The 946-nt window shown below is 64.2% G+C and carries 1 protein-coding gene; it reads left to right on the forward strand.

What is annotated here, in order from left to right; all coding sequences use genetic code 11:
- Positions 1 to 946: dihydropteroate synthase (locus A2J01_RS32045; RefSeq protein WP_197494346.1), on the forward strand; the 946-nt coding region annotated here is incomplete at both ends.

Here is a 946-nt window from a genome sequence, read left to right on the forward strand (position 1 = left end):
CGTGGGCCGCGACGGTGCCGCCGACATGTCGGAACTTGCCAGCCGCCTGGCGACGTCCTCGACGCTGCCGATCATGCTCGACTCCACCGAGCCTGCCGTCCTGCAGGCCGGCCTCGAGCACCTCGGTGGCCGCTGCGCCGTCAACTCCGTCAACTACGAAGACGGCGCCGGCCCCGAATCGCGTTTCCACAAGATCATGACTCTGGTCAAGGAGCACGGCGCGGCGGTCGTCGCCCTGACCATCGACGAAGAGGGCCAGGCTCGCACCGCCGAGACGAAGGTCGCCATCGCCAAGCGTCTGATCGAGGACATCAAGGGAAACTGGGGACTCGCCGAGTCCGACATCATCGTCGACGCCTTGACCTTCCCCATCTCGACCGGTCAGGAAGAGGTACGACGCGACGGCATCGAGACCATCGAAGCGATCCGTCAGCTCAAGGCTGCGTACCCGGAACTGCACTTCACCCTGGGTATCTCGAACATCTCGTTCGGTTTGAACCCGGCAGCTCGTCAGGTCCTCAACTCGGTGTTCCTGCACGAGTGCACCGAGGCAGGTCTGGACACGGCGATCGTTCATGCGTCCAAGATTCTGCCGATGGCCCGAATTCCTGACGAGCAGCGTGAAACCGCACTCGACCTGGTCTATGACCGTCGTAGCGAGGGGTACGACCCGCTGCAGAAGCTGATGGCTCTGTTCGAGGGTGTCTCGGCTGCGTCGGCGCGCGAGTCCCGTGCGCAGGAACTGGCGGGACTTCCGTTGTTCGACCGGCTCGAACGCCGCATCGTCGACGGCGAGCGCAACGGCCTCGACGACGACCTCACCGAGGCGATGACGATCAAGCCTCCACTGGCCATCATCAACGAGACCTTGCTCTCGGGCATGAAGACCGTCGGCGAGCTGTTCGGCTCCGGACAGATGCAGTTGCCGTTCGTGTTGCAGTCGGCC

Source organism: Rhodococcus sp. EPR-134, from assembly GCF_001647205.1.
GTDB lineage: Bacteria > Actinomycetota > Actinomycetes > Mycobacteriales > Mycobacteriaceae > Rhodococcus_F > Rhodococcus_F qingshengii.